Origin of the sequence: Bacillus sp. SH5-2 (assembly GCF_008368905.1) — a bacterium.
In the GTDB taxonomy this organism is placed as follows: Bacteria; Bacillota; Bacilli; order Bacillales; family Bacillaceae_G; genus Bacillus_A; species Bacillus_A luti.
This window is the reverse complement of sequence record NZ_QOSD01000007.1, coordinates 17,829-42,559: the sequence shown is the minus strand read 5'-3', so window position 1 is coordinate 42,559 and position 24,731 is coordinate 17,829. Positions and strand designations below refer to the sequence as shown.

The following is a 24,731-nucleotide window of genomic DNA, read 5'->3' as shown; positions in this document are numbered from 1 at the left end:
GAATATAAAAATTAAAATTTAAGGTAGATAGGACGGGAAAATGAAAAAGATCATTAAAGTTGAAGCAGTAGAAAAACATTTTGGAAATCAAGTGATTATCCCACCTCTTTCTTTAGATATTAAAGAAGGAGAATTTTTAACAATTTTAGGACCGAGTGGTTGCGGGAAAACGACGTTACTTCGTATGATCGCGGGTTTTGAAACGCCAACTAAAGGGAATCTTTTATTAGATGATGAAAGAATTAACGATTTGCCACCATATAAGCGTCATATGAACTTAGTGTTTCAACATTATGCATTATTCCCGCATATGAGTGTGGAGAAAAATATTTGTTTCGGTATGAAAATGCAAAAAGTACCAGCAGCAGAGCAGAAAGAACGTGCTGAAGAGGCAATGCGTTTAACGCAGTTACTTGAGTTTCGTAATCGTAAACCTTCGAAGCTTTCGGGTGGACAGCAGCAGCGTGTAGCAATTGCGAGAGCGATTGTTAATAACCCACGCGTATTATTATTAGATGAGCCACTTGGAGCGCTTGACTTTAAGTTACGAAAAGATTTGCAACGTGAATTGAAGAACTTACAGCGTAATTTAGGAATTACGTTCATATACGTAACGCACGATCAAGAAGAAGCGATGAGTATGAGTGATCGTATTGTCGTTATGAATAAAGGGCATATCGAACAAGTCGGTACGCCGAAAGAGATTTATAATCAACCGAAAACATTGTTCGTTGCGACGTTCATCGGTGAAAATAATATTGTGAAAAATGGGGAAAGCTACGTAGCAATTCGCCCTGAAAACGTAAAGGTTCGTTCGGTTGAAGAGCCAATTTTAAAAGAATACCATCTTGGACATATTGAAGATATTGAGTTTGTTGGAAATATGGAAAAGCTTTATGTACGTGATGAGAAAACATCAGAATTACTAATGGCATATCAAACTGCTGAAGAAGCAGCACAGTGGAGCATTGGAGATAATGTATATGTAGGCTGGGAGCAAGAGGACGAGGTGACCTTAAATTGAAAAAAGGGAAATTACTCGCATTACCTACAGTCGTATGGCTGTTACTCTTCTTCCTAATTCCACTTCTGTTCGTACTCGCATTTGCATTCATGCAGCGCGGAGCATACGGGACAGTGGAAATGAAGTTTACATTAGATAACATAGTGCGCGTGTTTGATCCATTATATATGGGGACGTTATGGGAAACGGTAAAAATCGCGGTTATTACGACGGTACTCTGTTTAGTAATTGGTTATCCATTTGCCTATACAATTACAATTGTTGATCGCAAATATCGTTCTATCCTTTTATTATTGGCAACGATCCCGTTCTGGATTAACTTCCTTGTTCGTTCATACGCATGGATTGTTATTTTACGTTCACAAGGTCTTGTAAACACATTGTTATTGAAATTAGGTATTATTAGTGAACCTTTAAATTTATTATATAATACACCGTCTGTAATACTGGGAATGGTATATTCTTTATTACCATTTATGATTTTACCAGTGTATGCGGCTATTGAGCAGCTGGATAAGCGTAAGCTAGAGGCAGCTTATGATTTAGGAGCAACACCAGTAAAGGCGTTTTGGAATGTAACAGTACCAATGACGATGTCAGGGATTGTTACTGGTTCTATTTTAGTATTCGTCTCTTCTATCGGAATGTTTGTTGTATCAGACGTTATGGGTGGATCGAAAGTAGCGTTAATCGGAAACGTAATTCAAAATCAATTCTTAGGCTCGCGTGATTGGCCGTTTGGTTCCGCGTTATCTATGATTGTTGTTCTATTCTCTGTTCTGTTAATTTACTTATATTATCGTGCAACGAAAGTATATAAATATGATGGAAACGGAGGGGAATAGGCAAAGATGAAGAAGTTTTTAGTTTCTTATTCTTGGTTAATTTTATTATTTTTGTATTTTCCAATGATGGTTTTAATGGTATATTCCTTCAACGATTCGCGCATTAATGCGGAATGGGAAGGTTTTACATTCCATTGGTATACAGATTTATTTCAAAAACAAGATGTTATTGATGCGTTTATAAATAGTATGACGATTGCAGTTATAACGACGGTTGTAACGACAATTCTTGGTGTGTTTTTTGCACTTGCCTTACACCGTTATAAATATCGTTTTGAAGGGGCAATTAATGGTCTTGTATACTTACCAATTTTAATTCCTGATATTTTAATGGGATTATCTTTACTAATCTTATTTAGTCAATTAGGTATGGAACTTGGACAAGTAACGATTATTATTGCGCATATTACATTTAGTATTTCATTTGTTGTTGTTATTTTAGCAGCGCGTCTGTCTAGTATGGGACGTGATTTAGAAGAGGCCGCAAATGATTTAGGAGCAACACCGTGGCAAACGTTTCGCTATGTAACATTTCCAGCAATTGCACCGGGAGTTGTTTCGGCGGCATTATTAACATTCACATTATCAATTGATGATTTTGTAATTAGTTTCTTCGTATCAGGACCAGGATCAACAACATTGCCATTATACATTTACAGTATGGTTAAGCGCGGAGTATCACCTGAAATTAATGCTCTTTCTACAATTTTAATTGTTGTTATCGTAGGATTAATGGTTCTATCTGAAATCTTCCGTAACAAAGGTGCAGATGGTGAAGAAAACTCTGGAGGACACCTTCCTTTATAATACGAATGATATAGAAAGTACGAGGAGGTAATAAACTGATGAAATTAGTGAAGACATTAGCTGGCGCAGCTATTAGCTTCGGCCTTGTTGCAGGTGTACTTGCGGGCTGTGGTGAGAAGAAAGAAGAATTAAATATTTATAGTTGGGCTGATAACTTTGATGAGCAAGTTTTAAAAGATTTTGAAAAGAAATATAACGTGAAAGTCAATTATGACAAATATGCAAGTAATGAAGAAATGCTTGCAAAATTACAAGCTGGCGGCGCAACGTATGATTTAATTCAGCCATCTGATTACATGGTGAAAACAATGGCGAAGATGGACTTACTAGAGCCTTTAGACAAGAAGAACATCCCGAACATTGAGAACCTTGTTTCTAACTTTAAAACACCTGCATTTGATCCAGAGAATAAGTATTCTCTAGTATATACTTGGGGTGTAACAGGCATTGCATACAATAAAAAGTATGTGAAAGAAGTACCTACAAGCTGGGCAGATTTATGGAACGAGAAATATAAAGGGCATGTTACTTTATTAAACGATTCTCGTGAAGTGCTAGGAATGGGACTTAAAAAGAATGGATTCTCAAATAGCACGAAAGTTGATGCGGAGTTAAAGACAGCTTCAACTGATTTACAGAAGCTACTTCCAAACTTATTAGCATTCGATACAGATAATATTAAACAGAAATTTATTACAGAAGATGCTTGGATTGGGACTGTATGGTCTGGAGACGCAGCATTTATTGCGAAAGACAATAAAGATGTAGGATACGTTGTACCAAAAGAAGGTGGCACAATTTGGGCTGACACGTTAGCGATTCCAAAAGGTGCGAAACATAAAGAGCTTGCAGAGAAGTTTATGAACTACTTATTAGATGAAAAAGTAAGTGTGAAAAACTACGAGTCAATTGGTTACAGTAATCCGAATGAAAAAGCTCATCCTCTTCACAGTAAAGAATATCGTGATAATCATATGATCTTCTTAACGAAAGAAGAATTAGATCGTACAGAATGGCTTGTTGATGTAGACGATAAGTTAAAAGACTACGATCGTTATTGGACAGAGTTAAAAACAAAAGGTAAATAAGTAAGGGAATGCGGTTTCTAACGTAGAAATCGCATTTTTTCATAGTAGGAGGAAATCGTTTGAAGAAGAAGTTACATCAATATGAGGTAATGTGTATCGGTTTATTACTTGTTGTATTTAGCCTTATTGCTTGGCGAGTACATGCAGGTGGCGTTACAGTGATGGATACATATGTCCGTGGATTGGTAAAAGGGTTACAGACAGAAGGCTCACTTACATTTTTCTCATATTTTACAAAGATGGGGTCTGAGATTGGGATAATAACTACGCTTGTTATAAGTTTGCTTGTTTTTTGGAAGAAGCGTTATTATGCTGCGATGATTGTGTATCCATTAGGTATTTTAGTAACACATCTTGTTAATAAAGGGATTAAAGAAATTGTGAAAAGAGATCGTCCGTCATTAAATGAAGCGCTGGACGCACTTGGATATAGTTTTCCTAGTGGACATGCAATGCTATCTATTATGACATTTGGTTTTCTTGCTTATATCATTGCTGCAAATTTGAAGGGTGTAACGGGGAAATATGTTATTACGATTTTGCTAGGTATATTAATCGTATGGATTGGATTAAGTCGAATCATTTTAAATGTACATTATCCAACTGATATTTTAGCGGGTTACTGTTTCGGTGGTATTTTGCTAGTCATAGCAATTTATTTTCATCGTTTGCTTACCGAGAGGTTTGGGCTTAATAACGAGAGATAGAAAAACGTCTAGAAAAACTATTATTAGTTTTTCTAGACGTTTTTTGTTTGTAGGAAGATGTGATACAGTATAAATGACGGTTGAATTCTTTAAAGTAGGTGAAAATGTGTGAAGACAAATGTACATAAAGTTGATAGATGGGGGAAGTTAGGCTCTTTTTTATATCAGTTTCGTTATACGGTAATTGTGGCGTTACTATTACTCGCAATAGCACTCGGTATTTTCGCTCCAAAGCTTCCAGGAGTATTAGGCGGTGATGGTTTTCAAACAGAAGGGGACTATCAAAAAACGAAAGAAATTTTAGATAAAGATTTTAAAAGGTCTCAAGATACACTCCTACTCGTTTTTGAAAAAAATAAGAATGCTTCACATGAGGAATTCCAAAAGCAAATAGAGAAAATAGTAAAGAGCATTCAAGAGAAAGAGACGTATGAATCTTTCCATCACCCAATACAAAATAAAGAAATGTTACAAAAAGATATCGGTTATGCGACGATTTTATTTTCCGGGAAAACAAATAAAGAACGAATGGAACAGACGTTACAATTTGCTGATAAAATTGAGAAAGAAAGTAATAAGACGCTAAAGGTCACACCTACAGGGTTCCCTAAAATTAATCAAGAGATTAATGAAAGAACGCAAAATGATTTAAAGGTAGCAGAGATGATTGGCTTACCCATTGCATTCCTCGTATTACTATTTTCATTTGGTAGTCTTTTAGCATCTATTTTACCAATTTTAAATGGAGCGCTTAGTGTTATTAGTACAATGGGCATTTTATATTTCATAGGTAGCGATAAAGAACTATCTATTTTCGTATTAAATGTTGCACCGATGATTGGACTGGCACTATCCATTGATTTTGCTCTATTATTTGTAAATCGCTATCGAGAGGAAGTTGCAAAACGAACGGTAAAAGAAGCGATAGCAATTACATATCAGACAGCAGGTCGCGCTATCGTATTTTCGGGATTATGTGTATTTGTCGGACTGTCTGGTTTGTTTTTCTTTAAAATAGATTATATTCAGTCTGTTGCTATTAGCGGAATGATCGTTGTGATTATGAGTATTGTATTCTCACTCACACTTCTTCCAGCGCTATTATCGTTAATCGGTAAAAGAATATTAAAAAAGAATCAAGTAGCACATACGCCGGCAAAGGCGTGGCGTACATTTGCGCAATTTGTAATGAAACATCCAATCGCAATGATTATTGTTGTTACAACATTTATTGTTATTTGCTTATTGCCGTTACGTACTGCGAATTTGCAGTTCCCTGACGTGGAAGCTTTACCTAAACAGAGTGATACAAGGATTGCATATGAAAAGTATGAAGAAGCATTCAATAAAACTGTTAAAACACACGCTGATGTTACGTTAGTGGTAGAAACGAAAAAAGATATGAAAGAAAAAGAAAGTTTAGAACAGATAGAAGAAGTCGTTCAAAAGTTAAAAGATGATAAAAAAGTACATGAAGTAAGAAGTTTATATGACGGATTAACTGGAATGAAAGCAGATCAAGTAGCTGGAATATTGCAGTCGCCAGAAGCAGCGAAACTAGCTCCTGTATTTGAAGCGTACACGAAAGGAAATAAGACAACGATAGAAATCTTTTTGAAAACAAAACCACGTACTGAAACTGCTAAACAGTGGGTTCGTGATTTTAAAAAGAATTATAAAGAAACAGATGTTACGTACTATCTAGGCGGAATGACGACGTTCCAACAAGAGTTGGAAGATGAAATTAAAGATAATGTGGTAATTGGTATGTCTGTTATATTTGGATCGACCTTTGTTATATTATTATTTGCATTTCGCTCTATACTCATTCCAATTAAGGCTATTATTATGAATATACTTAGTTTAAGCGCAACAATTGGAATTGTTGTTTGGTTATTTGAAGGTGGTCATTTTGGTTTAGAAGCAAGTCCTGTTCTCTTTGTATTACCGATCTTCATTTTTGGCCTCGTATTTGGGCTTAGCATGGATTATGAAGTATTTCTTATTTCACGTATTCATGAGCTCTATGAAGAAACAGGAGATAATGATCAAGCAACGTTAGAAGGGCTTGTTTCAACGAGTAGAATTATAACGTCAGCTGCTTTAATTATGATTGTTGTAACTGGTGCGTTCGCATTTACTGATATTTTACCAGTAAGGCAAATGGGGCTGGGTGTTGCATTAGCGATATTTCTTGACGCAACAATTATTCGCCTTATGCTCGTACCAAGTTTAATGAAATTGTTTGGAGACTGGAACTGGTGGTTACCATTTCGAAAGAAAAGAGAAAAATCATCGTAAAAAATACTCATCTATAAGATGAGTATTTTTTTATGAATAGCAAGACCTACATTTTGCAAATAGTATGTGATAAGAACAATACATACAAGTAGGTGAAGGCAATGTTTCGTTATTTTAAGTTTAAGTTAAATGATACAGTACAGTTTGCTGAGAATGATGGGCATATGTATCGCATTGTCGGTTATCGGTTAGAAAAAGGATTTTATCCAAAGGATGAATGGACTCATATCATTTATGAACTGCTTAGAGAATTTGACGGGTACACGATGGATGCCGAAGAAGAGGAACTTGTAAAGGTCATTCAAGTAGAGGATGAGTATTATAAAATTCAAGAGGTATCAGGCTATCGTTATCCAGTAAAAATGAAGCAAAAACACCAAGTGATGAAAGTGGAAAAGATGGATGATTTATTAGATACGTATAACGACTATAAACGATTGGCGGATTTCTTTAAAGATTTATCGTATGAACAGAAAGCTGAAGAATTGTTGCAGGAAATGAAAAGGCTTAGAGCGTGAGGGACAGTCTACTATAAGACTGTCCTCTATTTTTGGCGGTGCATCAAAGTGTGTTTTCCGTTACAATGAGAGAATCAATAGAAATAAGGTGATACAATATGGAAACAAAGAAAAAGGGCGAATGGTGCGAAATGACTGTTCCAGCTACATGGAATGGTATAAGTATCGAATCGTTATTAAAAGTAGAATGGGAAATACCGAAAAAATTATTACATCAGCTTCGTATGGAAAAAGGTGTTACTGTTAATGGGGAACAGAGAAGATGGAATGAACCTTTAAAAGAGGGCGATAAATTGCAAGTTCATATGTTTATGGAGGAGGAGTACGGTGTAGAACCCGAATATGGTGAGTTACATGTAATATTTGAAGATGATCACGTACTCATCGTAAATAAACCAGAGCAAATGGATACGCATCCTGCTGAAAAAGGTGGAACAGGAACACTTGCAAACCTTGTTGCGTTTTATTTTCAAATGCAAGGTTTAGAGACGAAGGTTCGTCATATTCATCGCTTAGATAAAGATACAACAGGTGGTGTTGTATTCGCAAAACATAGAATTGCGGGTGCAATTATGGATCGTTTATTAATGGAACGGAAAATTAAGAGAACGTATGCGGCGCTTGTTGAAGGGAAAGTAAAAAAGAAGCAGGGAACAATTGATGCATCCATTGGAAGGGATCGACATCATGCTACGAGGCGCCGTGTTTCTCCAAAGGGGGATGGAGCTATCACTTACTATAAAGTAGAAAAATACTTTAAGAAGCAAGATATAACATTCGTCACGTTACAATTAGAAACTGGTAGAACACATCAAATTCGTGTTCATATGAGCTATAATGGTAATCCGTTAGTTGGGGATGTATTATATGGTGGACAAACAAAATATATGTCAGCGCAAGCGTTACATGCAATGAAAATTAATTTCCTACACCCAATTACGAAAGAAGAGATAGAAGTTGATGTACCGTTTCCTACAAAATTAAACAATATGATGAAAGAATTTCAAAGAGTGAATGCGTAAAATGTAAATATTAATTTGAGAAAAGTAGATTTTTGCAGGAATTTCTCTAAAAGAAGCGAAGCCGTTAAGAGAAAAGAGAGGTGAGAATCACTTGGTCAAATATAAATATATACTAGGAATATGTTGCGCTTGTCTCTTAGTTACTCTATGCCTCTATCCATATTTACCAAACCGTATGGCAGTGCATTGGAATGAAAATGGCGGGTCGAACGAGTTTATGAGTAAACAAGTTGTAGTATTATTTATTCCTTGTCTTATTATTTTCTTACATGGATTCGTGTATATTATTTCACATAATATATATAAGTTTAATGAAAGAGAGCATTTCATTATAAGTGGATTTATAAAAACGATTACTTTATTTATGTTGTTTATCCATATGCTCATTCTCTTTATTAATTTTGGAAGCATTATATCTTTTCAGACAGGACTAACGATTGGAATTAGTATGTTTCTTTTTATGCTTAGTAAAGAGTTTAAAAAGGTTAAGAGTACGGAGAAAGATCCAATTAAATTACAAAAGATTCGTCTAGTGAGCAGGCGGATTTTTCAAGGTATGGCATGTGGTATATTAATTTCATTGTTTTTGAACTTGAGATGGGGATTTTATGTGTTACTTAGTGTAATAAGCTGTGGTTCTATTTTGTTTATGTTCTACATTTTATACTCATATATAATAGAAAGTTATGAAACTTAAAAAAGAGTCTTCTCATCATGAGAAGACTCTTTTAATCTATTTACTTCGTAATAAATTGTTGTGTCCAGTAGTTACCGTTTTCTACATAGCCAACACCGATGTGAGTGAAGCCATTATTTAAGATGTTTGCACGGTGTCCAGCACTGTTCATCCAAGCTTGTACTACTTCTTCAGGTGTACGTTGGCCTTGAGCGATGTTTTCACCTGCAGATGTATAAGAAATACCAAATTTCTTCATCATGTCAAACGGAGACCCGTATGTAGGGCTGTTATGATCAAAGTAGTTATTTTTTTGCATATCTTCAGATTTAATACGTGCTACTTTGCTTAATTCAGTGTCGATTTTTAAAGCTGATAAACCTTGTTTTGCACGCTCAGCATTTGTTAATTCAACAACACGTTGTTCGAACTCGCTTAAAGATTTTGCTTCTTCAGCAGGCTTTTCAGCAGGTTTTTGTGTTTCGTTTTGAGTGTTATTATTTTCAGCTGGTTTTGAAGCTTCTGGTTTTTGAACTTCTTCAGCAGGCTTTTGTTCAGCAGGTTTTTGCTCAACTGGCTTTTGAGTTTCTGGTTTAGCTGTTGGTTGCTCAGTTACAACATTTTCAGTAGGTTGTTGACCAGGAACGAAGCAGTTTGGTTGGAAGTTAGCTTGTTGCCATTGTGCTAATGATTCAACTCCCATAGATTGTAAGAATGCTTGTAATTCTTGTTGGCTCATTTGTTTCATCATCACTTTTGAATGCTGAATATTTTGAACCTTTATGTTAGATGGTTGTACTGTTGCAGCTTGTGCATCTAAAGATGATACTCCTAGAGTAAGAGCTGTTGCAGCAGCTACAGATAATAAAACACGCTTTTTCATGATGTGTGTCCCCCTATATAAAGTTTTAATTTGTTTTCACACGATTTGTTTTTGACAGCCTGTCTAACTGACAAATTCATCGTAGCACACAATTTACGAGAAAAAAGATGGAAAAAAATTCATAGACTTTAAAATTACCTAATTTATCCTAAGGAGAGGAAAGGGGAGAAATAAGAGAAACATAGAGTATAAAAGGAATTTTCAGCATTTTTATACTTGGTTTTAAGAGTGTTTTTTTGGATAAATCTACCTATGTTAAAAATGAGGAATCCCATTGTATCAATGGTTTGAGCGTTTTTTTGAGGAATATAATGGATTGATCTTTACAAAACTGTAATGTTTCTGTTGTTCTTTTTTATAATAAAGTAACATATTTTTAATGTTGTAGCGGACAAAAAAGCGGCTATCTCTTTACATAGACGAAGGAGATAGCCGTTTTCCTATTATTACGTATGTTACGATTTATTACGAGTTGGTTTCAATTGCTTCTAATAATAAACCTACAATGTGAATTCCTCTCATTTTATGAGAAATGCCTTCACGCTCAATACCTAATTTCATTTGTAATAGACAACCTGGATTTGCAGTAACGATGGTTGCTGCGTCTGTTTCATGTACACGGTCCATTTTGTAATCTAGAAATTCCATTGATAACTCTGAATGAACAATATTGTAAATACCAGCAGAACCACAGCAGCGGTCCGCATCTTTCATTTCACGGTATGTTGCGCCTTGGATTGCTTCTAATAACATACGAGGTTCAGAAGATGTTCGCATAACATTGCGTAAGTGACAAGAGTCTTGATACGTAATGATTTGTGGCGTGAGTCGTAAGTCGTTTCGTTTATGGAAATCTAATTCTACTAGTATAGCAGTAATATCTTTAATTCTAGAAACAAATTGCTTTGCACGTTCAGCCCATTTTGGATCATCTTTTAAAAGATAATCATAATCTACGAGGTAAGCTCCGCAACCACCTGCATTCGTAATAATATAGTCGATGTTTAAATCTTCGAAGGCTTTTATATTTCGTTTCGCTAATTCTTTTGCTCCACTTTTTTCACCAGCATGCCCATGTAATGCCCCGCAGCAGTTTTGTGTTTTCGGAATAACGACATCACAACCAGCTAACTGAAGAAGTTTCATCGTTGCGTTATTTGTTTCTAAAAACATCGTATCCATTAAACAGCCTGTGAAGAATGCTACTTGTTTCTTCTTTGTACTTTCAGCAGGTAAAAATGCAGGACGATCTTTCATTGCTTTCATTTTAGGGACTTTTGGTAAAACAAGATCCATCGTTGCAAGTGTTTCAGGGAATAACTTCATAATCCCTGTTTTATGTGTTAGCGTTTGTAAACCAGAACGTTGATAAAATCCAATTAGGCCTGTTAATGTTCTCATTCGATTTTGATGCGGGAATAGTCCTTCAAACACGACTTTACGAACAGCTCTCACTGGCATTGAGAACTTTTTATTTTGATTAATAATATCACGAGCTTCTTCTAATAAATGTCCATAGTTCACACCAGATGGACAAACAGGTTCGCAAGCACGACAGCCAAGGCAGACGTTTAATGTATTTTCAACATCTTCATCTGGTTCAATTAAACCATCAACGACTGCTTTCATTAATGCGATACGTCCGCGCGGTGAATGTGATTCTTTATAACCTGATTGAATGTAAGTAGGGCAAGTTGGTAAACAGAAACCGCATCGCATACAATTTAGTAGTTCATCTTCGCTTAATCGTTCTTTAAATTCCTTTTGAATGTTTTCTTTATTTAATGTGGTCATCGCTCAACCACCACTCTTTTACGAGAGTCTTTCGCGAACATTTTTCCTGGATTCATAATGTTATTTGGATCGAAGGCTTGCTTTATACCTTGCATAGCTGCAATACCTTCTTTACCTAATTTCATTTCTAAATATGGAGCTTTCATCGCACCGACACCATGTTCACCAGTAATCGTGCCACCAAGTTCAATTGCTTTCGCAAATATTTCAGCAAAGGCTTGTTCAGCACGGTGCATTTCTTCTTCATTGCGAGCATCTGTCATACAAGTTGGATGTAAATTACCATCACCAGCATGTCCAAATGTACAAATAGGAATATTATATTTTTTTGCAATCGCATTAATAGCTTCAACCATCGGAGCGATTTGTGAACGTGGTACCGTTGCATCTTCTAATATGGTAGTAGGTTTTAATCTTGCAAGTGCTGATAAAGCACTACGGCGTGCTGTACGAAGGGCGTCTGCTTCTGCTTCATCTTTTGCAACGCGAACATCAACTGCATTCATAGAACGACAAACGTTAGCCATCTTTTCAATATCTCGATTCACAACTTCAGGTGGACCGTCTTGTTCAATTAGTAAAATTGCTTTTACATCAGTTGGTAAACCGATTTGTGCAAACTCTTCTACTACTTCAATTGTTGGTTGATCTAAAAACTCAAGTGTCGCTGGAATGATTTTATTTGCAATAATAGAAGAAACAGCACGAGCAGCCTCATTAATATCTTCATAGAGCGCGAGCATCGTTTTCTTCGTTTCAGGCATAGGAACAAGTTTTAATATCGCTTCCGTCACCACACCAAGTGTTCCTTCAGAACCGATAAATAGACGTGTTAAATCGTAACCTGCTACATCTTTTGCTAATTTACCACCAGTACGAATAATATCGCCATTCGGTAAAACAAGCTCAAGTCCCATTACATAATCACGTGTCACGCCATATTTTAATCCGCGCAACCCACCTGAGTTTTCATTAATATTTCCACCGATTGTAGAAATCTTCATCGAACTTGGATCTGGCGGATAAAATAATCCTTTTTCTTCAACCGCTTTAATAATATCAAGTGTAATAACACCCGCTTGAACAGTAATTGTTAAGTTTTCTTCATCAATTTCTAAAATGTTGTTCATATGGCGGAAAAGAAGGACGATACCGCCTTCAAGTGGACATGTTCCTGCGCAAAGATTTGTTCCAGATCCGCGAACATACACAGGTATTTTCTGAGTGTTACATACTTTTAACACTTCAGCTACTTCATTTGTATTACGAGGAGCAATGACTGCATCAGGCATTGCTTGGAAGTTTGGAGTGGCATCATAACTATAAGTTAAACGCCCCATATTCGATGTATCTACATTATCTTCGCCAACAATGGATACGAATGAATCAATAATTTGCTTTTCTAACATTGGAAATCCCCCTCAAACTGTTAACGTAGTTAGTCATAATAAAAAACGTTGTAACAGTGTTTTCATTATAATGATAAAAAAGTTGAGGGATTCTTTCTATGTATAATCAACTAAAGATTACTCTTTTTTATCGATCTTTTTTGTATGATTATCTAACAAAAGGAGTGCGAAGTATAAAACATTTAAATCTTTGAATTGTTTCGGGTCAAGTTCTGTATACTCCTCAATTTTTTTAAGCCTGTAGTGCAATGTGTTAATGTGTATATGCAATTGCTTAGCTGTCTGTTTATAAGATTGGTTATAATCGATAAATAAGCGTAAAGTGTGCATAAGCTCAGGAGATGATAATAAGTTTTCGATAGTACGCTCTAGAAACTGCTCCCGCGTTTCAACAGAAATATCTTGTAAGCACATTTCTAAACGTAAATCTTCATTAAATACAATTTTTTTTGTTTCAATTGATACAGAAAGAGCTCGTAATGCTTGTTCATATGAGATGTTCATATTGCTTGGCTTAACTGTTTGTCCAATTCCAATATATAAAGAAATAGAAAACAAAGTTTCACAATCTTGTTTTAACCGTTTTAAAAATTGGTAAGTATGCTCTTTGGAGTTAATTGCTGTAAATAAAATAAAGCGATCATTTCCCCAGCGAACAAATAGATGTTCCTTTGTTAATGTATTGCGTATATGCTGCCAAATTTTACGCTGGAGCATCGTGTCATTTTGGCCGATAGAGAACAAAATAAGTTGTTTCTTCTTATATAAATCAATACCAAGTGTTTTTGCACGATCGAGAAAACTAGGAGACCAGTCTGTATTTTGAAGCCAATCAAAGACAAATGCTTCATACGAACGATGCTCAAGTTCTAGTTGTTCTAAAAAGTAGTTTTCGTGAATTAATAGTTCGGTCATCTTACGTAATATTTCGCCGTACTGTGAAATGTTTTCAGGTTCTCCAGTGATTCCAATGACACCGATTACTTCATCATGAAATAGTAAAGGAAGATTCATCCCAGCTTTTACGCCTTGTAGCCGCTGTTCATCTTCTTGTGTAATGATGACGGTTTTCTTTTGTATCGCGCAGCGGAGTGCACCTTCATGAAATTGACCGATTCTTTCTGCATCTGTACTAGCGATAATAAGACCTTGTATATTAATGATAATAATATTTTCAGTAATTAGTCTGCGTACTTCCCGTACAATTTTATTCGCTAAATCAGGAAAAAGCATAATTGACACACCTCAAATTCTATTTGTTGTACATTATATATGTAAATGAAGCAAGAAAGGAAAATTTCACACTTTCCACACATTTATTTGTTATTTTACAATTATAGCGAAATCATCCGAAGATGGAGGGAATCTTTTGAGAAAGTATGTTTTTCTTCTCTGTTTTTTATTTCTATTAGTAGGGTGTCAAGGAAGTTCCTATACACCAATTGCTAAAGATAAAAATGTTATTATAACAACGAATATAAAAGAAGGTAGTATTAGTTTTATTGATAAACAAACTAAAAAGTTAATTACGACATGGGAACTAAATGAGCCGATGGCAGGAATTGCACTTCTTCCAAACCGCGAGGAAATACTTATATACGGCAAGCAATTAGAGTACATGTATGTATATTCACTAACAGAAGGAAGGCAAGTGGAAAAATATAAAACTGGAAAAGGCATTGTGAATGTAGTCGTATCAGAAGATAAAAAGCAATTATTCGCTGCCGATCAAACTGCCCAAAGGGTAAGGTTCTTTACGATAAAAGGGAAAGAGACAGGGAGTGTATCAACAGGAAAAGGGCCAATAACGATGGTAGAGCATCATAACCAACTGTCTGTATTAAACTTTTATGATACGAAATTAACGACAATTGATACAAAGACAAAAGAAATTATACAGTCCTTTATGATTCCGCCAGCATCAACTGGAGCGACGGTTAGTCCTGATGGGAAAGAAATATGGATTGGCGGACATGGTGATGGAAATCAAGTGAATGAGAAAGTATTAGTGTATTCTTTACAGAGTGGCGAAATGGTGCGTTCTTTACATGCTCCTTTTATGCCTGTAAATATAACGAAGGATAAAAAGTACATATATGCATTAAGCCACGGTTCGAATACACTGAGGAAGTTTGATAGTAGCACATATATAGAGGTAGCTTCTGCTGAAGTAGGATCAAACCCATTTGCATTTTTGAAGAGTGGAACAGAAGGGTACGTAGCGAGTTATGACAGTGATGAAGTGTGTGTTATGGATATGAAGGATATGAAAATAAAACAAACAATTAAAGTCGGAAAAGGACCGTTTCAATTAATAGAGAGGGAGGGGAAGGGTAATGAGTAAATATAGAGTGCTAGTTGTAGATGATGAAAGTGATATGAGACAACTTGTAGGAATGTACTTAGATAATTTCGGATACGAATGGGGAGAAGCCGAAAATGGAAAAGAGGCTCTTACAAAATTAGAATCGGATCATTATGATTTCGTTGTGCTAGATATTATGATGCCTGAAATGGATGGACTGTCAGTTTGTAAAGAAATTAGAAAAACGTCAGATGTACCAATTATATTTTTAACAGCAAAAGGTGAAGAGTGGAATCGGGTGAACGGCTTACGTATGGGAGCAGATGATTATATTGTAAAGCCGTTTAGTCCTGGTGAATTAATTGCTCGTATGGAAGCTGTGTTAAGAAGATATACAAAGCAAGAGCAGCAAGAGGAAGTTCAATTTGGACCGATTCTTATTAATGAAAAAAGTAGGCGAATTGAGGCGAATGGTGAACAGATTTCTCTTACAGTAAAAGAGTTTGATTTACTATATTTTCTTTGCCAACATACAGGGCAAGTATTCAGCCGGGAGCAATTACTTGAAAAGGTATGGGGATATGATTATGCCGGAAGTACAAGAACAGTAGATACGCACGTGAAAACGATGCGTTTGAAGCTTGGAGAAAGTGGAAACTACATTCAAACGGTTTGGGGTGTAGGTTATAAATTTGAGGTGTAACATATGTTTACAATGGTACAAAAGCTTTGGCTTACAGTAGTATGTGCAGTATGTGTAACAGTTTCCTTTCTTTATTTTGTGTCATTATATTCGTATGAAAAACTATACGTTGATAATGTAAAAGACTCGTTAGTAATGGAAGGGAAAAATCTTGCAATGCAATATGATAAGCGAGAAGGAATATCAACTTTTGAAGAGAAAGTAAGAGCATTTGATCAAATATCTAGTTCAGACGTTCTTTTCGTTTCAAATCCACGTGACTTAAGCGCATGCTTGCCTTTTGATGTGCATCATCATTCTCTTATAAGTGAAGACGATCGGCAGACGTTGTTAGATGGAAAAACAGTCACAAAGATAGGGTATGAAGAACATTTTGATCGTAATATTATGGGTGTTGTCATCCCTGTTTTAGAAAATAAAAAATTAGTTGGAATTGTATATTCTTATATTTCTTTAAAAAGTATAAAAGACTTAATATATGATATGGGTCTTATTTTAGCACCATTAGCAATTGCCATGATTCTACTCACAATATGGATTGGTAGAAAAATTATTATTGCCATTACGAAGCCGCTTTCGCAAATGGAACGGGTTGCGAACCATCTGGCTACTGGGGATTTCTCGGAGCGGATTACGGTTTCTTCAGAAGATGAAATTGGACGATTAGGAAAAGCGTTTAATAAAATGGCGAATTCTTTAGAAACAGAAGATGTGAAACGTAAGGAGTTTTTAGCCAATGTTTCGCATGAACTTAGAACCCCCCTTAGTTATATAAAAGGGTATAGTGAAGCTATTTTAGATGGCGTAGCGAAGGGGCCGCAGCAGGAAAAGGTAACGCATCTCATCCATAAAGAAGCAGATCGTATGCAGCGTCTTGTACATGATTTATTAGATTTAGCGCAATTAGAAGGGGAACATTTTCCTCTTAAGAAGCAACCTATCGTATTTTCACAACTTATTGAAGATGTATTAGACACGTATGAAATTAAGTTTATAGAAAAGAAAATTCGTATTGCAACAAATTTAGATCCAGAGATTATTATAATGATTGATGAGGATCGTATGCAACAAGTGCTTCATAACGTGTTAGATAATGCGATACGATATACGAATCAAGACGGGGATATCATAATAACTCTAGAGAAAATAGACGATTATTGTGAATTGAAAATAAAAGATACAGGAATAGGAATTGATATAGAGCATTTAGACAATCTTGGTGAGCGTTTTTACCGAGTTGATAAAGCGAGAAGTCGTCAACATGGCGGAACAGGTTTAGGACTTGCTATTGTAAGGCAAATTGTTCATATACATGATGGACAGTGGAGCATTGAAAGTGAAAAAGGAAATGGAACGACAGTTAGTATAAAATTAAAGACACAAGATGAGGAAAGCATGTTCTAATGTAAAAGGACATGCTTTTTATTAAATATAAATAAATATTAAAATTTTGACGATTTTATGAACAAAACATTTGTACTTCTTACCAATTCGTTCTAAAATAGTTATGATGCAAAGTTCTTATAAATCGTTTCAATTGTTGTTTGGAAGATACTGAGGTGATTTAACTGGAGTACAAATCTATTAAACCGAAAAAAATTTACGAAGAAGTATCTGAAGCTATTTTAACAATGATTAAAAATGGTACATTAAAACCTGGTGACAAACTACTTCCTGTGCATCAATTAGCTGAGCAGTTTCAAGTTGGCAGATCTGCTGTTCGTGAAGCACTAAGTGCGCTAAGAGCGATGGGCTTAATTGAAATGAAACAAGGAGAAGGTACATATGTGAAGAATTTCGATTCTTCTTCATTAACGAAATCATTAAACAATAGATTATTAATGAAGAAAGAAGATATTTTGAATTTATTAGAAGTACGAAAGGTGCTTGAAGTGGGGGCAGTTCGAGCAGCTGCGGCAAAACGTACGGAAGATAATTTACAAAATATGAAGCATTGGTTAGATGAAATGGCAAAGAGCATTGGAGATGAAAAGGCTGGTGAAAAAGCAGATTTTCAGTTCCATATGGGAATTGCGGAGTCTTCGCATAATAACATTTTGCTTGAACTCATGAATCATGTTTCAGAGATGATTGCTGAAACGATTGGTGAATCAAGACGCATTATTTTATATGGTGAACAAACAACATCAGAACGACTTATAGAAGAGCATCAAGTTATATATGATGCGGTGTTAAAGCAAGATGTAGAATTAGCGCAGCAAGCAATGCTAGACCATTTAACAAATGTAGAACATATTGTCACAGGTAAAACAGATATAAATTCGTAATTTAATCTTTTAAAAATCTAATTTTCTGATAAAATAGAGAGAGATTAAGTAAGCGTTTTCTTTAGAAGAGGGAGAGGATAGGCCATGGTTGAGCCTACTTCTTCTTTTCTAAGTCATCTGATGACCATACGTTTGTTGGTGGAGTTGTAAAAAGGGGGAGTAATAATTATGAAAGTTACTTTATTTGTTACTTGTTTAGTCGATATGTTTGAAACGAACGTCGGCAAAGCAACAGTTGAAGTGTTGGAGCGTTTAGGTTGTGAAATTGAATTTCCAGAAGCACAAGTTTGTTGTGGTCAGCCTGCTTATAATAGCGGCCATGTAGAAGCAGCAAAAGAAGCAATGAAGCATATGATTGAAACTTTCGAAAATGCAGAATATATCGTTACGCCATCCGGTTCTTGTGCGACAATGTTTCATGAGTATCCGCATGTTTTTAAAGATGATCCGAAGTGGGCTAAGCGTGCACAAAAAGTTGCTGATAAAACATATGAATTTACACAATTTATTGTAGATGTTTTAAAAGTTACAGATGTTGGTGCAAGCTTACCAGGGATAGCTACTATTCATAAATCGTGTCATATGACACGTATGCTTGGAGTAAAAGAAGCACCAGGAATTTTATTATCAAACGTAAAAGGGTTAACTGTGAGAGAGTTGCCAAACGTGCAAAATTGTTGTGGGTTTGGGGGAACGTTTTCAGTTAAAATGACTCCAATTTCTGAGCAAATGGTAGATGAAAAAGTAGATAGCGTAATGGAAACAGGTGCTGATTATTTAATCGGTGCAGATTGTGGGTGTTTGTTAAACATTGGCGGACGTATTGAACGTTTAGGAAAAGAAGTAAAAGTAATGCATATTGCTGAGGTACTGAATAGTCGCTCATGAAGGGGGAACATAAGCTATGTCTATGAAAATCAGTGAGAAAAAATTTAATGATCGCGTAGGCGATGGAATTCAAGATTCGTTTATGCGCGGTGCGGTATCGTCTGCACAAACACGTTTATACACGAATCGATTAAAAGCAGCGGACGAATTAGGGAACTGGGAAGAGTGGCGTGAACTAGGTGAACAAATTCGTCAACATACGTTAGAAAATCTTGATTATTACTTAACGCAGTTAAGTGATAATGTAGCAAAAAGAGGCGGACACGTATACTTTGCAAAAACGAAAGAGGAAGCAGCAAAGTATATTCAAGACGTTGCGAAAAAGAAGCAAGCGAAAAAAGTAGTGAAATCAAAATCGATGGTGACAGAAGAAATTAGTATGAACCATGCGCTTGAAGAAGTTGGTTGTGAAGTGTTAGAGAGTGACTTAGGAGAGTATATCTTGCAAGTAGATAACGATCCACCTTCACATATTATCGCGCCTGCGCTTCATAAAAATAGAACGCAAATTCGTGATGTATTTAAAGAAAAGCTTGGCTATGAAAATTCGGATGATCCATATGAAATGACAAAGTTTGTTCGTAAACAACTTCGTGAAAAATTTATGGATGCAGAAATTGGTGTAACCGGTTGTAACTTCGCTGTTGCAAATACGGGTTCTCTTTGTTTAGTAACGAATGAAGGGAATGCGGATCTTGTTATGTCGATTCCGAAAACACAAATTGCGGTAATGGGTATGGAACGTATGGTTCCAACAATGGAAGAATTAGATGTTTTAGTTGGTTTACTATGCCGTAGTGCGGTAGGTCAAAAGTTAACTAGTTATGTAACAGTAGCAGGACCAATTCAAGAAGAGGAAGTTGATGGACCAGAAGAGTTCCATTTAGTTATTGTTGATAATGGACGTTCTCAAATTCTTGGATCGGAATTCCGTTCAGTATTGCAATGTATTCGTTGTGCAGCTTGTGTTAACGTATGTCCTGTATATCGTCATGTCGGTGGACATTCATATGGATCTATTTATTCAGGACCGATCGGTGCGGTATTAACACCACTTCTAGGTGGATATGACGATTACAAAGAGCTTCCTTATGCATCTAGTTTATGCGGAGCATGTACGGAAGCTTGTCCAGTAAAGATTCCTTTACATGATTTATTATTAAAACATCGTCAAGTAATTGTTGAACAAGAAGGACGTGCACCACTTGCAGAAAAACTAGCGATGAAAATGTTTAGTATGGGTGCTTCTTCAGCTGCTTTATATAAAATGGGGTCAAAAATGGCACCGGCAGCAATGAGTCCATTTACATCGGGTAATCGTGTATCAAAAGGTGTGGGGCCACTTAAAAACTGGACGGACATTCGTGAATTCCCAGCGCCAAGTAAAGAACGATTCCGTGATTGGTATAAAGATCATAAGAAAGGCGGCGATCAATAATGACAGGATTAATTCAAAACCGTGATGCCTTTCTAGATAACATTGCAAAAGAGCTTGGGCGCGCGCGTAAAACAGAAGGTGTAGAGCGCCCAGTATGGAAGAATAATGTGAATGTAGAGACGTTAAAAGATTATTCACAAGACGAATTACTAGAAGTATTTAAAAGGCAATGTACAAACATTCATACAACTGTAGTAGAAACGACAAATGATCGTTTGTATGAAGACCTTCAAAAAGTAATCATGGAAAATGGCGGGGGACCTATTTTATTATCAGCAGATGAACGTTTTGATGCCTATGGTTTAACATCTTTATTTAAAGACGAACTTCCAAAGCGAGATGTTGAAGTAAACGTATGGGATCCAGAGAAAAAAGAAGAAAATATGCGTTTAGCTGAAAAAGCGAATATTAGTATTGCATTTAGTGATTATACATTAGCTGAATCCGGTACAATTGTTGTACAAAGTCATAAAGGACAAGGACGTTCTTTACATTTTTTACCGACTGTATACTTTGCGATTATTCCACGTGAAACACTGGTGCCTCGTATTACGCAAGCAGTTCGGGATATGAACTCACGTGTAGAAAAGGGCGAGACAGTGGCATCTTGTATTAACTTTATTACAGGGCCAAGTAACTCGGCTGATATTGAAATGAATCTTGTTGTCGGAGTACATGGACCATTAAAAGCAGTATATTTCATCGTATAAAAAGGGGAAAGCAGGCCAGAAAATGGCCTGCTTTTTTAGTAGAATAAAGGATAATATGAAGTAGAAGTTCTCTCCTTTTTTTGCTATGTTCTTTTGGAAAGGAGAGGAAGGGATGTTCACTTATGTATATGCACTGTTAACAGGGATGGTGTTTGGTTCTTTTTTTATGGTAATCGCAATGAGGGTTCCTGTAGGTGAATCTATTATTACACCGCGATCATATTGTCACTACTGCAAGTATACGTTACAGCCGAAAGAACTGATTCCAATCATTTCATTTTGTATACAGAAGGGCCGTTGTACGAATTGTAAAAGAAAAATCTCAAGTTTGTACGTAATATTTGAGTTTATTACAGGGAATTTATTTGTTCTTACGGCATATGTAATTGGAATAGAACGCGAGCTTATTCTTATTTTATCGCTCTTTTCTTTACTTCTCATTATTTCCGTTACAGATTTAGTATATATGTTAATACCTAATCGTATTTTAATTTGGTTTGCATTTTTGCTTACTTTAGAATGTATTTTTGTACCATTAGTTACTTGGGTAGATAGTATAGCTGGCAGTGGAATTATTTTTATTTTGTTATATTGTGTGCGAAGGATTTATCCAGAGGGTCTTGGCGGAGGGGATATAAAACTACTTTCGTTACTTGGATTTATAGTAGGAGTGAAGGGGGTTTTTATAATTTTATTTTTAGCATCTTGTTTTAGTCTTTGTTTTTTCGGGATTGGTATTGCATTAAAACGTATAGAAGCACGAAAGCCAATTCCGTTTGGTCCTTTTATTAGTCTTGGGGTAATATGTTATGTATTGGTCGCCTATTCAAAGTAGAGAGGAAATAGAAAATGAATGTATATATGGATGATCAAAGAAGTTGCCCGTTCGGATATGTGCCCGCAACGACAGTAGATTGTGCCTTGCAAATGGTTCGGGATTATGATGTGAATATTCTTTCCCTTGATTTTAATATGGGATGGCGCCAACGTAATGGGCTTGATTTCGTAGCTGCTTTTTGTGAAGAGCAATTATATGTTAAGGAAATTCACTTTCATACAAATGATGTCATTGGTATGCATAAGATGAGACAAAGAATAGAAAGGGGGAAAGAACAAGGAGAGATTGAAGCACACATTATTGTGAAATATGTGGGGAGCTAAAAACTCCAAAGTAAAACTTTGGAGTTTTTAGTGTTTCATATGTGCTTGTAAAGGAATGATTTCCTCTGTTTGAACTGCTGCTAATTCAGTTTCTTCCTCTTTAACAGTAGGTGCTTTCTTTGTTAAGTAATGATAAACCATACCGACAAATACGGAACCGCCAATAATGTTACCGATTGTAACAGGAATTAAGTTATGAATAGCACCAGCAAAAGAAATTGACTCAGGATGTGGTGAAACTAAAGATAAAGCAAACAGAGATAAGTTTGCAATGCTATGTTCGTAACCAGATAAGAAGAATGTGAAAACGAGTAGCATCATCATCATAATTTTTGCTGTATCACCTTTAACTTGAGAAGGTAAGAAACAAGCAAGACATACAAGCCAGTTACATAAAATGGCTTTAAAGAATAATTGCATTGTAGGTGTATTCATTTTTCCTTCAACGACTTTATTCATGAAATGACCGTGATCAATTGCTTCGAAAATGCCAGTCGCGTAAAATAGTAAGGCAAAGAATAAAGCGCCAGCTAAATTACCTGCATAACAAGCAACCCAGTTACGAAGTGTATCAGAAATTGTTGTTTCTTTTCTTAAAGTTGCTACAGTGAAGTACATTGTGTTTCCAGTAAACAATTCAGCACCGCCATATATAATAAGTACGAGGGCAATTCCGAAAAACATAGAAGCTGCTAAATAAGTTGCTGGTGAATCTGCAATGTGAAAAAAGTTACCTAATTTAAAACATAGAACAATAATAAAACCGATATAAATACCCGCAAGTGCTGCACGAATGAAATATTGCATTGGGTTTGTATCTAGTATTTGTTTTTTGGTTTTAGCCAGTTTGACAACATAATCTAATCCTTGTTCTAGCATGAGTAATACGCTCCTTTAGTACATCATCTATAAATACTCCTTATATGAATAAAGTACATGGAATTGTTCACAGTTTCAATAAGTTTGTGCAATGTTTCACAAAAAGGACATACATATATTGAGAAAACGTTTACAAAAGATAGTATAATGGAATTTTTTCTGGACATTGAGGGGAGGAAGGGAAAAAGAAAAAGCGCTGTAATTACAGCGCTTTTTCGTCTAAATTCTTTTCTACTTTTACTTCTACTTCTTTAGAGAAGAACCAACCGCTAACTGCGATTCCAACTAATACAATCCAGAATGTAAGCTTCCATGGTGTAGATTCTGGGAATGAATGCGGAATTACATTTAATGCAGGGTGTGCTAATGTATAAACTGCTAGTTTTACACCGACCCAACCTACAATTAAGAATGCTGCAGTTTCAAGTCCTGGTTTACGTTTTAAGATTTGTACGAAAGCAGTTGCTGCAAATCGCATAATGATTAATCCGATAAGTCCACCTACAAAGATAACAACGAATTGCCCAGTATCAAGACTACCAATTGTACCTAATCCTGTTTTTGGTAAAGTCATTGCTAATGCAACAGCAGCTAAAATAGAATCAACTGCGAAGGCTATATCTGCAACTTCAACTTTAAATACAGTCCACCAAAAGTTCTCTTGTTTTTTCTTTGCTTCTTTTTCTTCTGTTTCTTCATCTGTATTCTTTTTAACATACGTTTTAAATAAGTGATTACCAGCGATAAACATAAGGTAAATGGCACCGATTGCTTGGACTTGCCATACATCGACTAAGAACGAGATCATAAATAACGATCCGAATCGGAAAACAAATGCCCCCGCTAATCCATAAAATAGTGCTTTTTTACGTTTTTCCTCTGGTAAATGTTTTACCATAATTGCAAGAACAAGCGCGTTATCAGCAGCTAAAATCCCCTCAAGTGCAATTAGGATGAGTAATACCCAACCGTACTCCAATAATAATGATACATCCATGTACATTCTCCTCTCATTTCTATAAGTACTAAATAAGTGAAGAATTTCCCCACTATTTAGTTTCCCCATACTCCTGCCTATTAACTTTGGAAGAATTTGGTAGTTAATACAAAAAAGACCTCTGCCGTTAATAGGCAAAGGTCTTGCTAGACATATGTAATGAAAATGCCAACAAAGCCGGAAGAACCAAGTTCTACGTAATGACGACTTTGTTTCCAAGAAACATTCTTGGACGCTACTCCCCTTTGGAGATATGCTATTGTATTCTCATTATATGGATAATTTATA

The 24,731-nt window shown here is 35.8% G+C and carries 24 protein-coding genes and 1 riboswitch; of the genes, 18 read left to right on the top strand and 6 right to left on the bottom strand.

The window, feature by feature from the left end; translation table 11 throughout:
• Positions 1-40: 40 nt before the first annotated feature.
• The 9 genes from potA to DN410_RS06515 all read left to right on the top strand — a co-directional run bounded on the left by potA (position 41) and on the right by DN410_RS06515 (position 9,009).
• Entirely contained in the window at positions 41-1,024 is a 984-nt protein-coding gene (gene potA, locus DN410_RS06555; RefSeq protein WP_000720332.1) for a spermidine/putrescine ABC transporter ATP-binding protein PotA, read from the top strand.
• A complete protein-coding gene (gene potB / locus DN410_RS06550) occupies positions 1,021-1,869 on the top strand; it encodes a spermidine/putrescine ABC transporter permease PotB (protein ID WP_071709917.1) in 849 nt (282 codons plus the stop codon). The genes potA and potB overlap by 4 nt, the downstream gene beginning before the upstream one ends.
• A 6-nt stretch (positions 1,870-1,875) precedes the next feature.
• Positions 1,876-2,676: a spermidine/putrescine ABC transporter permease PotC gene (gene potC, locus DN410_RS06545; protein WP_000714187.1), complete on the top strand. Its 801-nt coding sequence runs from the start codon at positions 1,876-1,878 to the stop codon at positions 2,674-2,676.
• Positions 2,677-2,714: 38 nt separating this feature from the next.
• The gene (potD, locus tag DN410_RS06540; RefSeq protein ID WP_149175881.1) at positions 2,715-3,764 is read left to right on the top strand and encodes a spermidine/putrescine ABC transporter substrate-binding protein PotD; all 1,050 of its coding nucleotides are present in this window, start codon (positions 2,715-2,717) and stop codon (positions 3,762-3,764) included.
• 59 nt (positions 3,765-3,823) lie between these two features.
• Positions 3,824-4,471: a phosphatase PAP2 family protein gene (locus tag DN410_RS06535; RefSeq protein WP_149175880.1), complete on the top strand. Its 648-nt coding sequence runs from the start codon at positions 3,824-3,826 to the stop codon at positions 4,469-4,471.
• Positions 4,472-4,579: 108 nt separating this feature from the next.
• A complete protein-coding gene (locus DN410_RS06530) occupies positions 4,580-6,772 on the top strand; it encodes an MMPL family transporter (RefSeq protein ID WP_149175879.1) in 2,193 nt (730 codons plus the stop codon).
• A 101-nt stretch (positions 6,773-6,873) separates the two neighbouring features.
• Complete coding sequence (locus DN410_RS06525; RefSeq protein WP_149175878.1) at positions 6,874-7,290, top strand: histidinol dehydrogenase; 417 nt, start codon at positions 6,874-6,876, stop codon at positions 7,288-7,290.
• Positions 7,291-7,388: 98 nt separating this feature from the next.
• Entirely contained in the window at positions 7,389-8,312 is a 924-nt protein-coding gene (locus DN410_RS06520; RefSeq protein WP_149175877.1) for an RluA family pseudouridine synthase, read from the top strand.
• A gap of 91 nt (positions 8,313-8,403) precedes the next feature.
• Positions 8,404-9,009: a DUF1648 domain-containing protein gene (locus tag DN410_RS06515; protein WP_149175876.1), complete on the top strand. Its 606-nt coding sequence runs from the start codon at positions 8,404-8,406 to the stop codon at positions 9,007-9,009.
• Positions 9,010-9,049: 40 nt separating this feature from the next.
• Here DN410_RS06515 and DN410_RS06510 read toward each other — a convergent pair whose 3' ends face one another.
• The 4 genes from DN410_RS06510 to DN410_RS06495 all read right to left on the bottom strand — a co-directional run bounded on the left by DN410_RS06510 (position 9,050) and on the right by DN410_RS06495 (position 14,316).
• Positions 9,050-9,871 (bottom strand): CAP domain-containing protein, encoded by an 822-nt coding sequence (locus DN410_RS06510; RefSeq protein WP_149175875.1) that lies wholly within the window; start codon positions 9,869-9,871, stop codon positions 9,050-9,052.
• 465 nt (positions 9,872-10,336) lie between these two features.
• On the bottom strand, positions 10,337-11,665 hold the full coding sequence (locus DN410_RS06505) for a (Fe-S)-binding protein (RefSeq protein ID WP_149175874.1): 1,329 nt from the start codon (positions 11,663-11,665) through the stop codon (positions 10,337-10,339).
• Entirely contained in the window at positions 11,662-13,074 is a 1,413-nt protein-coding gene (glcD, locus tag DN410_RS06500; RefSeq protein WP_149175873.1) for a glycolate oxidase subunit GlcD, read from the bottom strand. Before glcD ends, DN410_RS06505 begins: the two co-directional genes overlap by 4 nt.
• A gap of 117 nt (positions 13,075-13,191) precedes the next feature.
• Complete coding sequence (locus DN410_RS06495; protein WP_149175872.1) at positions 13,192-14,316, bottom strand: CdaR family transcriptional regulator; 1,125 nt, start codon at positions 14,314-14,316, stop codon at positions 13,192-13,194.
• Between the two features lie 127 nt (positions 14,317-14,443).
• On the opposite strand from DN410_RS06495, the gene DN410_RS06490 reads away from it, so the two are divergent.
• The 9 genes from DN410_RS06490 to DN410_RS06450 all read left to right on the top strand — a co-directional run bounded on the left by DN410_RS06490 (position 14,444) and on the right by DN410_RS06450 (position 22,567).
• Entirely contained in the window at positions 14,444-15,418 is a 975-nt protein-coding gene (locus DN410_RS06490; protein WP_149175871.1) for a YncE family protein, read from the top strand.
• Complete coding sequence (locus DN410_RS06485) at positions 15,411-16,082, top strand: response regulator transcription factor (RefSeq protein ID WP_149175870.1); 672 nt, start codon at positions 15,411-15,413, stop codon at positions 16,080-16,082. Before DN410_RS06490 ends, DN410_RS06485 begins: the two co-directional genes overlap by 8 nt.
• A 3-nt stretch (positions 16,083-16,085) precedes the next feature.
• Entirely contained in the window at positions 16,086-17,486 is a 1,401-nt protein-coding gene (locus DN410_RS06480; RefSeq protein WP_149175869.1) for a sensor histidine kinase, read from the top strand.
• A gap of 194 nt (positions 17,487-17,680) precedes the next feature.
• Entirely contained in the window at positions 17,681-18,370 is a 690-nt protein-coding gene (locus DN410_RS06475) for a FadR/GntR family transcriptional regulator (RefSeq protein WP_255446690.1), read from the top strand.
• 168 nt (positions 18,371-18,538) lie between these two features.
• Entirely contained in the window at positions 18,539-19,258 is a 720-nt protein-coding gene (locus DN410_RS06470; RefSeq protein WP_149175867.1) for a (Fe-S)-binding protein, read from the top strand.
• A 16-nt stretch (positions 19,259-19,274) separates the two neighbouring features.
• Positions 19,275-20,696, top strand: a complete 1,422-nt coding sequence (locus tag DN410_RS06465) for a LutB/LldF family L-lactate oxidation iron-sulfur protein (RefSeq protein ID WP_149175866.1) — start codon at positions 19,275-19,277, stop codon at positions 20,694-20,696.
• Positions 20,696-21,406, top strand: coding sequence for a LutC/YkgG family protein (locus DN410_RS06460; protein ID WP_149175865.1), 711 nt, complete (start codon positions 20,696-20,698; stop codon positions 21,404-21,406). The genes DN410_RS06465 and DN410_RS06460 overlap by 1 nt, the downstream gene beginning before the upstream one ends.
• 112 nt (positions 21,407-21,518) lie before the next feature.
• On the top strand, positions 21,519-22,241 hold the full coding sequence (locus tag DN410_RS06455) for a prepilin peptidase (protein ID WP_149175864.1): 723 nt from the start codon (positions 21,519-21,521) through the stop codon (positions 22,239-22,241).
• 14 nt (positions 22,242-22,255) lie between these two features.
• On the top strand, positions 22,256-22,567 hold the full coding sequence (locus DN410_RS06450; protein ID WP_149175863.1) for a cyclic-phosphate processing receiver domain-containing protein: 312 nt from the start codon (positions 22,256-22,258) through the stop codon (positions 22,565-22,567).
• Between the two features lie 27 nt (positions 22,568-22,594).
• On the opposite strand, the gene DN410_RS06445 is transcribed toward DN410_RS06450, so the two are convergent.
• Positions 22,595-23,446 (bottom strand): formate/nitrite transporter family protein, encoded by an 852-nt coding sequence (locus tag DN410_RS06445; RefSeq protein ID WP_149175862.1) that lies wholly within the window; start codon positions 23,444-23,446, stop codon positions 22,595-22,597.
• A 202-nt stretch (positions 23,447-23,648) separates the two neighbouring features.
• Complete coding sequence (locus tag DN410_RS06440; protein WP_149175861.1) at positions 23,649-24,443, bottom strand: TerC family protein; 795 nt, start codon at positions 24,441-24,443, stop codon at positions 23,649-23,651.
• Positions 24,444-24,533: 90 nt separating this feature from the next.
• A riboswitch (yybP-ykoY riboswitch) is annotated at positions 24,534-24,699 on the bottom strand.
• Positions 24,700-24,731: the final 32 nt, after the last annotated feature.